This is a genomic window from Streptomyces sp. SID3212, from assembly GCF_009865405.1.
Lineage (GTDB): Bacteria > Actinomycetota > Actinomycetes > Streptomycetales > Streptomycetaceae > Streptomyces.
Map to the genome: position 1 here is coordinate 1 of NZ_WWJY01000943.1, position 8,305 is coordinate 8,305.

Here is an 8,305-nt window from a genome sequence, read left to right on the forward strand (position 1 = left end):
GAGGGGAGGTAGCGGTGGGGGGTGGGGGCGTCTGTCAGGGGCTTGGTGTGCGGTCCTTCAGTACGAGCATCAGTGCCGCCGCCACCAGCGAGAGCGCCGTCGCCACCAGGATCGCCGCGTTCGCCCCCGCCTCCCGGCTCCCGCCCGACGTCGCCACCGCGATCATCAGGGCCACGCCCGCCGCCGAACCGATGTAGCGGGCCGTGTTGTTGGCGCCCGAGCCCATCGCCGCGCGCTCTGGCGGTACTGACTCGACGGAGAGGCGGGGCAGTGCCGCGTTCAGCAGGCCGCTGCCCACCCCCGCGACGAACAGCCCCGGCAGCAGGCCCACCAGGGAACCCGCGTCCAGCGCCACCATGATCGCCGGCGCCCCCACCGCGTGCAGGACGAAACCGAACGCCAGTTGGTGGCGCGCCGCCACCCTCCCGCTCAGGCGCCTGGCCTGGAGCGCCACCACGAACGCGGTGCCCGCCCACAGGACGAACAGCCAGGCCGCGCCGAGCGCCGACAGCCGTATCGTCCCCTGGAGCAGCGACGGCAGGTAGCTCATCATCCCGATCACCGCGAGCCCGGTGAACAGTCCGCCCACCGACGCCGCCTGGAACAGCGGGCGGCGCAGAAGGCCCAGGTCGATGAGGGGTGCTGTGGTACGCCTCTCCACCGCGGCGAAAACCGCCGTGAGTACGACGGCCGCGGCCAGCAGGAGCAGGACCGGCGCGCGCAGCCAGCCGTCCCGGCCCAGCGTGAGCGCGCTGATGAGTGCCGTGAGGGCCAGCGCGAGGGTCAGCGCGCCCGTCAGATCGGGCCGGGTGCGCTGCGGGGCGCGTGACTCGGTGAGTACGCGGGTGGCGAAGGCGGCCGTGACGAGTGCGGCGGCGCCGAGGATCACGTACGGCAGACGCCAACTGGTGCTGTTCAGCGCGCCGGCCAGCAGCGGGCCGAGGGCGATCCCGCCGCTGACGAACGCGCCCCACACGCCCGTCGCCCTGATCCGCGCGTGCCCGGCGGGGAAGGCGTGGACCAGCAGGCCGAGACTGCTCGCGATGATGGCCGCGCTCGCCGCGCCCTGCGCGACCCGGGTCAGGGTGAAGAAGAGGCTGTCGCCCGCGAGCGCGCCGAGCGCCGTGCTGACGCCCAGCGCGAAGGTGCCGATGAGGAAGAGCCGCCGCCGGCCGTAGTCGTCGGCGAGGCTTCCCGCCACGAGGAGCAGGGCGGCGAGACCGAGAGGGGTGCCGTTGAGGAGCCACGCCTGGGCGGAGAGCGGGGTGCCGAACTCCGCGGTGAGGGTGGGGAGGCTGAGCATCGGGGTCGTGTAGTTCATCAGCGCGACCATCGTGGCGAGGCTGGTGACCGCGAGGGTGGCGGCGGGGAGGGTGGCGCGATGCGGGCGCGCGGTCACCCCTGTGGGCGTGGGCTCGGGCTCGGGTGCGGCCGTGAGCTCGGGGGAGGGTGTGGCCTCGGGGGAGGCCGTGGCCTCGGGTGCGGCCGTGGGTGGTGTTCCCGGGATCGGCACCTGTCCGTTTGTGTCTGTGCTCGTTCCAGCCATGGTGTCTCTCGTCCCCTACGGTCCGTTGTTCCGTGACCCCGTCGTGCCCCGACCAAGTTGGTTCGTTCATTGAACCTGACCGGTCGGCGCCGAGCGTAGCATGGTCGGTTCATTGATTGAACCTGGACTTGTTAAGGTGGCCGCATGGCTCTCGGGAAGGACTACACGACCCAGCAGTGCTCGATGGCCCGCGCGCTGGAGATCATCGGCGAACGCTGGACCCTCCTGGTCGTCCGCGACGCCTTCTACGGGGTCCGTCGCTACAACGACTTCCTCACCCACCTCGGCGTGCCGCGCGCCGTCCTCGCCTCCCGCCTCCAGAGCCTGGAGCGGGCCGGCGTACTGGAGAAGCGCCGCTACCAGGACACCCCGCCCCGCGACGAGTACGTCCTGACCGAACGCGGTCTCGGCCTCTGGCCGATCGTGCGCTCGCTCAGCGTCTGGGGACGTGAGGTCGACGGCTCGGAGCAGCTGCGGATCTTCACCCACGCCGTGTGCGGGACCGAACTGGGCGCGTACGGGGAGTGCTCCGCGTGCGCCGTGCCCGTACCGCCGCAGGACGTCGAGATGCTCCCCGGCCCGGGACTCGACCGGAATCCGGAGGACGCCGTGTGCCGGGCCCTGCTGCACCCCCGCCGGCTGCTCCGGCCGCTCGCGACCGATCGCGTCTGACCGATTCCGTACGAACCCATCCTGTATAACGGTTGGAGTGCGCCTGACCTCCCGGTCGGGGACGAAGAGCACGACACCGAGGACGACCAGAGGGGGGGCAGGCCATGATCCGTACCGCATCGCGCCAGCTCCGCCCCGCCGGCCTGCTGCTCTTCCTCCTCACCGAAGTCATGCTGCTGGACGCCGGCAGCCTCTCCGCCGCCGTCGCGCTCGCCGCCACCGCCGCGGCCGGTACCGCGCTCGCCGTGTGCGCGCACATCAGCGCGCGCTCCGTGCCCGCCGTACCGCGTCAGCGGGTACGGACCGCGATCCGCGATCGCGAGCAGCGCACCGCCTTCCTCCCGCAACGGGATCCCGACGCCTCCGGCCGCACCAGGGCCCGAGCGCCCGGCCGTCGCCCGGCGACGGCCGCGTAGGGGTTCACCGACCGGGTTCACCACCGCTTCACTGCCTGACGGCTTCACTGCCTCACGGCTCTTTCCCCCGTACCCTCCCCACCCCGGTATCCCCGCGCGGGTCGTCCTGCCGACATCACGAATCCCCATTCGTCCGGCACGACGAGACCCCACGGAGGGCTCACCATGTCCGTCTTCATGTCTGTCTTCGCCGACCTGGTCGGCAACTTCTCCGACCTTCTCCGGCCGGTCTTCCACCACGGCGCGGCCGCGGCGGCGATCATCCTCTTCACCGCGTTGGTACGGCTCGCGATCCACCCCCTCTCCCGGGCGTCCGCGCGCGGCCAGAAGGCCCGTACCAGGCTGGCCCCGCAGATCGCCGAACTGCGCAAGAAGCACGCCAAGAACCCCGAGCGCATGAAGACCGCGCTCATGGAACTGCACGCGGCGGAGAAGGTCTCGCCGCTGTCGGGCTGCCTGCCGAGCCTGTTGCAGATGCCGGCGTTCTTCCTCATGTATCACCTGTTCTCCAGCCGTCAGATCGGGGGCCGGGCCAACGAACTCCTCGGCCACTCCCTCTTCGCCGCCCCTCTCGGCGACCGCTGGGCCGACGCGCTCGCGCACGGGGGGATGTTCGGTGCGGCGGGTGCGGTGTACGTGGTTCTCTTCGCGATCGTCGCCGGAGTCGCGACCTTCAACTTCCGGCGGATGAAGCGGCAGATGGCCGCCGCGCCCGCGATGCCCGCCGGGCCGGACGGCCAGCAGGTCGCCGGACTCGGCACGATGATGAAGTTCATGCCGCTGATGTCCTTCGCGACGCTCTTCACGGTCGCCGTGGTGCCACTGGCGGCTGCGCTGTACGTGGTGACGAGCACCACATGGACAGCGGCCGAACGGTACTTCCTCTACCGGGACATGCCGCTGGCGGGGGCGCTGGCCAGCCCGGTGTGAGGGGGCTCGGTCGGTCCAGGTGATGAACCGGGGCTTGCACAGTGATCCGATGTCTTGCAGGATCGAACGGCCCGCCTGCGGCTGTGTCCCCGGGACGGGCGACCCCAGGACACCCCCGGACACCCCCGGACACCCCCGGACACCTCCGGACACCCCCGGACACCCCCGGACACCTCCGGACCGACCCGGACCGACCCCAGTTCGACCCCGGGCCTGATCCGGCCCAACCCCGTCCGACCAGCTCGACCAGAGGGAGAAACACCAATGAAGTTGTTGCGAGTCGGTACGGCGGGGGCGGAGCGCCCGGCACTGCTCGACCAGGACGGTACGACCCTCCGGGACCTCTCCGGCCTGGTCACAGACATCGACGGGGCGCTCCTCGCCGACGACGCCGCCCTGGAACGGGTACGCGCCGCCGCCGCCTCCGGCGACCTGCCCGTCCTCGACCCGAGCGGTCTGCGCATCGGGGCCCCGGTCGCGCGCATCGGCAAGATCGTCTGCATCGGCCTGAACTTTCACGACCACGCCCGTGAGACCGGCGCGGAGATCCCCTCCGAGCCGATCATCTTCTTCAAGGCTCCGGACACAGTGGTCGGACCTGATGACACGGTTCTCGTCCCCCGCCGCAGTGTGAAGACCGACTGGGAGGTCGAGCTGGCGGTGGTGATCGGCCGCACCGCGCGCTACCTCGACTCCGTGGAGGAGGCGCTGGCGCACGTCGGTGGCTACGCCGTCTCGCACGACGTCTCCGAGCGCGAGTTCCAGCTGGAGCGCGGGGGCCAGTGGGACAAGGGCAAGAACTGCGAGACGTTCAACCCGCTCGGCCCGTGGCTGGTCACGGCGGACGAGGTGCCGGACCCGCAGGCCCTCGCGATGAAGCTCAGCGTGAACGGTGAGGTCAAGCAGGACGGCACGACGGCGGACCAGATCTTCGGGGTCGGGGAAGTCGTGCGGTACGTCAGCCAGTTCATGACGCTCTACCCGGGAGACGTCATCAACACCGGTACGCCGGCGGGTGTCGCGCTGGGGCAGCCCGAGCCCAAGCCGTACCTGCGGCCCGGCGATGTGGTGGAGCTGGAGATCGCGGGGCTGGGGCGGCAGCGGCAGGAGCTCAAGGGCGCGTAGCGCGCGTAGCGCGCGCCGGTGAGAGCGGGGCGGGGCGCGGTGGTGGATACGGGGTGATGGGTACGGGGTGATGGGTGCGGGCCCACGCCCGCACGCCCGCACCCACCCGCTCACTCCGCACCCACCCCCTCCCTCCGCCTACTCCGCCGACAGTGCCTTCAGCTTCTCCAGCGCCTCCACCACCATCGCGTGGTCCTCCGCCTGCGGCAGCCCCGAGACCGTGACCGTGCCGATGACGCCCGCGCCCTCGACCGCGATCGGGACCGCGCCGCCGTGTGCCGCGTACCGGTCCGGGTCCAGGCGTGACGACTCCTCGAACGTCGTGCCCTTCTCGCGGAAACGCGTGCCGACGAGGAACGAGCTCGCCCCGTACCGCTCGGCGACCCGCCTCTTGCGGTCGATCCAGGCGTCGTTGTCGGCCGTCGAGCCGGGCAGGGCGTAGTGGAACAGCTGTTGGGGACCCCGGCGGATGTCGATCGCCACCGGCGCCCGCCGCTCCCTCGCCAGCTCCACGAGGAGCGTGCCGAGCACCCACGCGTCGTCGTGGGTGAAGTGACGGAGAGTCAGCTCCGCTTCCCGCGCTTCGAGTTCGGCGGCGGTGGGAGGGGTGGAGAGCGGCGTGGCGGAAGGGGCGGACAGTGGGGTGGTCATGAACGGACCTCCAGGTTGATCGTGACACCCTCGCGCGCCGAGCGCCGGGCCGCTTCCAGTACGTCCAGGGCCGCCGCGGCCTCGTGCGCCGACACCGGCGGGGCCGTGCCCTCGCGCAGTGCGGTGGCGATCCCCGCGTAGAACGCCGGGTAGTCGCCCGGTTCTGTCTCCACGGGCTCGCCGCCTCCGGTCGCCGGGGACTCGCCCGCGCCGATCCGGCCCCACATCGACGGGGGTTCCACACCCCAGGGGGCGTACGTACCCGGCCGCCTGCCCTCGCGGAGGTCCGCCTCCTGCGGGTCGAGGCCGTACTTCACATAGCCCGCCGACGAGCCCAGCACGCGGAAGCGCGGGCCGAGTTGGGCGGTGGTGGCGCTGGCGTACAGGTGGGAGCGGACGCCGTTCGCGTGCGTGATCGCGATGAAGGTGTCGTCGTCCGCCCGCGCGCCGGGGCGCCGTACGTCGGACTCCGCGTACACCCGTACCGCCGGGCCGAAGAGGACCAGCGCCTGGTCGACGATGTGGCTGCCCAGGTCGTACAGCAGTCCGCCGATCTCCTCGGCGGAGCCCGACTCGCGCCAGCCGCCCTTGAGTTGCGGACGCCACCGCTCGAACCGCGATTCAAAGCGCTGTACGTCGCCCAGCTCGCCGGCCTCGATCAGCCGGGCGAGGGTGCGGAAGTCGTTGTCCCAGCGGCGGTTCTGGAAGACGGAGAGCAGCAGGCCGCGCGCTTCGGCGAGCGTGGCCAACTCCCGTGCGTCGGCGGCCGATCCGGCGAGCGGCTTGTCCACGACCACCGGCAGGCCGGCCTGGAGGGCGGCGGTGGCCAGCGGTACGTGCGTCTTGTTGGGGGAGGCGATGACGACCAGATCGAGCGTGTCCGTACGCTCCCACAGCTCGTCCGGCGACGCCGCGAACCGTACGTCCGGGAACTCGGCGCGCGCCTGCTCCTGGCGCTCGGGGTTCGAGGTGACGATCGTGTCGAGCACCAGGCCGTCGGTCGCGGTGATCAGGGGGGCGTGGAAGACGGAGCCCGCGAGGCCGTAGCCCACAAGGGCGACGCGCAGCGCGGTGCCAGTCCCGGTATCAGTCATGGGTCCACTTAAGCAACGCTGTTGCCAAAGTGCAAGAGCGGTGCAGAATGGCGGGGTGAACAGGGCGAGTGCGGGGAGTGCGGGGAGTGCGGGAAGCGCGGCGGGCGCGGCGGGCGCGGCGGGTGTGCCTTTCGGGCCGGGGGCCAATCTGCCCGTGCTGCGTGGGCACAACGCCGCGCTCGTGCTCGACCTGCTCCGTACGGCGGGGGCGGGCGGCATCAGCCGGCTGGAGCTCGCCGAACGCACGGGCCTGACCCCGCAGGCCGTCAGCAAGATCACCGCCCGGTTGCGTACGGAGGGACTCGCCGTCGAGGCCGGGCGCCGGGCCTCCACCGGCGGGAAGCCGAGGACCGTCCTGCGGCTGGTGCCGTCCGCCGCGTACGCGGTGGGCCTGCACTTGGACCGCGACGAGCTGACGGCGGTCCTCGTGGACCTGGCCGGGGCGGTGGTCGCGGCGCGGACCGTTCCGTTCGACCTGGGCGCGGGGGCCACCGAGGTCGTGGAGACGGCTGTGGCGCAGGTGGGACGGGTGGTGGGGGAGGTCGTTGGGACGACGCCCTCGGAGGCTGCCGGGGAGCTCGGGGAGCTCGGGGAGGTGGTGGGGGCCGTGGGGGAGCCGGCCGGGCAGTCGGCGGGCGGGAACTCGTCAGAGGATTCGGCCCCGGAGCCGCCCGGAGACTCGGCCGGGTCGTCCGTCGTGCGGTCGGCCGGGGACGTGCGCGAGGCGGCGGGCGGCGGGGGGCTGCTCGGCGTCGGGGTCGCGATGCCGGGCCCCCTCGACCACCGCACCGGCGTGCTCCAACGCGTCACCGGCTTCCCCGCGTGGGACGGCTACCCGCTGCGCGACGCCCTCGCCGAACGCCTGGGGCTCCCGGTGGTCCTGGACAAGGACACCAACGCCGCCGCCCTCGGCCTCGCGCTGCGCGGGCCGGGCGACTCTTTCGCGTACCTCCATCTCGGTACGGGACTGGGAGCCGGGCTCGTCCTCGGCGGCTCGCTCCACCGGGGGGTCCGCACCGGGGCCGGGGAGTTCGGTCACCAGGTCATCCAGCTCGACGGGCCGCTGTGCGACTGCGGCAACCGGGGCTGCATCGAGGCGCTGTGCCTGGCAGCGGTCGCGCGCGGCGATCTGGCGGAGGCGGCGCGGGTACTCGGCGCGGGGGCGGCGAACCTGGTGGAGTTGCTCGACATCGACCGGGTGCTGCTCGGCGGCCGGACGATCGCCGCGCACGAGGAGTGTTTTGTACGGGGAGTGGGGGCGGCGGTCGCGGAACGGGGGCGGGGCGCGGTGATTCCGGTACGAGGCGCGCAGGGCGCGTATCCGGTGGCGGAGGGAGCGGCGCAGTTGGTGCTGGCGCCGGTGTTCGGGCGGGGGCGGGGGCCGAACTGGGGTGAGGGGGAGGCGGGTTGAGGCCGGGGCTGGTCGTTGTGGCGGTGTGGTGGCGTCATGACGCGGGGATGGGGGCCGGCTGCTGCCGTGGCGGTCGGCGCTGTCGTGGCGAGGCCGCGACACGACGTGCGGCGGCGTCGGCGTGATCCGGCCTGAGGCGCGCGAGGTTGGGCTGATCGAGCGTATTCATACGACTTTCATACCTTTGTGTGTCGTGGTGCCGCGAGGTCGGGGGTCGCGCGTGGCAGCGTCGGATCCGGTGCCGGCCGATGCCCGGCTGGCAGAGCCAGGAACCGGCACCGTCCGTGTCCAGACCGCTTCGCGAGCAGCAAAGGCCGTGCCCCCATGCGACTGCGTCATGCCCTCGCCCCCACACTCGGAGTGCTCGCGGCGACCGCCGTGGCCCCGGCCCTGACGCCCCCGGCGGCGGCCATGGTGCCCGACCTGCCCGCGACCACCCACGCGGCTCCGATCGCCGTTG

The 8,305-nt window shown here is 72.5% G+C and carries 8 protein-coding genes; 5 read left to right on the top strand and 3 right to left on the bottom strand.

The window, feature by feature from the left end:
• Window positions 1-34: 34 nt before the first annotated feature.
• Window positions 35-1,399: an MFS transporter gene (locus GT042_RS28175; RefSeq protein ID WP_345943954.1), complete on the bottom strand. Its 1,365-nt coding sequence runs from the start codon at window positions 1,397-1,399 to the stop codon at window positions 35-37.
• Window positions 1,400-1,690: 291 nt separating this feature from the next.
• On the opposite strand from GT042_RS28175, the gene GT042_RS28180 reads away from it, so the two are divergent.
• From GT042_RS28180 to GT042_RS28195, 4 genes are all read left to right on the top strand, one after another.
• A complete protein-coding gene (locus tag GT042_RS28180) occupies window positions 1,691-2,218 on the top strand; it encodes a helix-turn-helix domain-containing protein (protein ID WP_161311532.1) in 528 nt (175 codons plus the stop codon).
• Between the two features lie 104 nt (window positions 2,219-2,322).
• Window positions 2,323-2,634: a DUF6412 domain-containing protein gene (locus tag GT042_RS28185; RefSeq protein ID WP_161311533.1), complete on the top strand. Its 312-nt coding sequence runs from the start codon at window positions 2,323-2,325 to the stop codon at window positions 2,632-2,634.
• Between the two features lie 165 nt (window positions 2,635-2,799).
• On the top strand, window positions 2,800-3,564 hold the full coding sequence (locus tag GT042_RS28190; RefSeq protein WP_161311534.1) for a YidC/Oxa1 family membrane protein insertase: 765 nt from the start codon (window positions 2,800-2,802) through the stop codon (window positions 3,562-3,564).
• Between the two features lie 264 nt (window positions 3,565-3,828).
• On the top strand, window positions 3,829-4,689 hold the full coding sequence (locus GT042_RS28195; protein ID WP_161311535.1) for a fumarylacetoacetate hydrolase family protein: 861 nt from the start codon (window positions 3,829-3,831) through the stop codon (window positions 4,687-4,689).
• A gap of 138 nt (window positions 4,690-4,827) precedes the next feature.
• On the opposite strand, the gene GT042_RS28200 is transcribed toward GT042_RS28195, so the two are convergent.
• Window positions 4,828-5,340, bottom strand: coding sequence for a heme-degrading domain-containing protein (locus tag GT042_RS28200; protein ID WP_161311536.1), 513 nt, complete (start codon window positions 5,338-5,340; stop codon window positions 4,828-4,830).
• Window positions 5,337-6,434, bottom strand: a complete 1,098-nt coding sequence (locus GT042_RS28205) for a Gfo/Idh/MocA family oxidoreductase (protein WP_161311537.1) — start codon at window positions 6,432-6,434, stop codon at window positions 5,337-5,339. Before GT042_RS28205 ends, GT042_RS28200 begins: the two co-directional genes overlap by 4 nt.
• A 55-nt stretch (window positions 6,435-6,489) precedes the next feature.
• On the opposite strand from GT042_RS28205, the gene GT042_RS28210 reads away from it, so the two are divergent.
• The gene (locus GT042_RS28210; protein WP_345943953.1) at window positions 6,490-7,845 is read left to right on the top strand and encodes an ROK family transcriptional regulator; all 1,356 of its coding nucleotides are present in this window, start codon (window positions 6,490-6,492) and stop codon (window positions 7,843-7,845) included.
• The last annotated feature ends 460 nt before the right edge of the window (window positions 7,846-8,305 follow it).

Bases quoted from the DNA above. Each gene is read 5' to 3' on its own strand.
- GT042_RS28200 (WP_161311536.1), bottom strand. From the start codon at position 5,340: ATGACCACCCCACTGTCCGCCCCTTCCGCCACGCCGCTCTCCACCCCT.
- GT042_RS28195 (WP_161311535.1), top strand. From the start codon at position 3,829: ATGAAGTTGTTGCGAGTCGGTACGGCGGGGGCGGAGCGCCCGGCACTG.
- GT042_RS28185 (WP_161311533.1), top strand. From the start codon at position 2,323: ATGATCCGTACCGCATCGCGCCAGCTCCGCCCCGCCGGCCTGCTGCTC.
- GT042_RS28180 (WP_161311532.1), top strand. From the start codon at position 1,691: ATGGCTCTCGGGAAGGACTACACGACCCAGCAGTGCTCGATGGCCCGC.
- GT042_RS28190 (WP_161311534.1), top strand. From the start codon at position 2,800: ATGTCCGTCTTCATGTCTGTCTTCGCCGACCTGGTCGGCAACTTCTCC.
- GT042_RS28205 (WP_161311537.1), bottom strand. From the start codon at position 6,434: ATGACTGATACCGGGACTGGCACCGCGCTGCGCGTCGCCCTTGTGGGC.